The organism is Belnapia sp. AC561, from assembly GCF_979252845.1.
This window is the reverse complement of the sequence record NZ_CEEDBP010000446.1, coordinates 1-241: the sequence shown is the minus strand read 5'-3', so window position 1 is coordinate 241 and position 241 is coordinate 1. Positions and strand designations below refer to the sequence as shown.

General features: G+C 66.4%; 1 protein-coding gene. It reads left to right on the top strand.

Annotated elements, in window-relative coordinates:
• Nucleotides 1-241 (top strand): ATP-binding cassette domain-containing protein (locus AC0IW9_RS31795; RefSeq protein WP_471652267.1); only part of this gene is annotated, 241 nt, incomplete at both ends.

Genomic DNA, 241 nt, shown 5'->3' with positions numbered 1-241 from the left:
CATTATCGAAGGGCCGCTGGTGGTGAAAAAAGAAGCGCGCGCCACCGCGGTTGAACGGGCCCGCGCGCTGCTGGCGAAGGTCGGTTTGGCGGGCAAGGAGGATGCGTATCCCCGGCGCTTGTCAGGCGGCCAGCAGCAACGCGTGGCCATCGCCAGGGCCCTGGCCATGCAGCCCGACGTGATTCTGTTCGACGAACCAACCTCGGCGCTCGACCCGGAATTGGTCGGCGAAGTGCTGGCA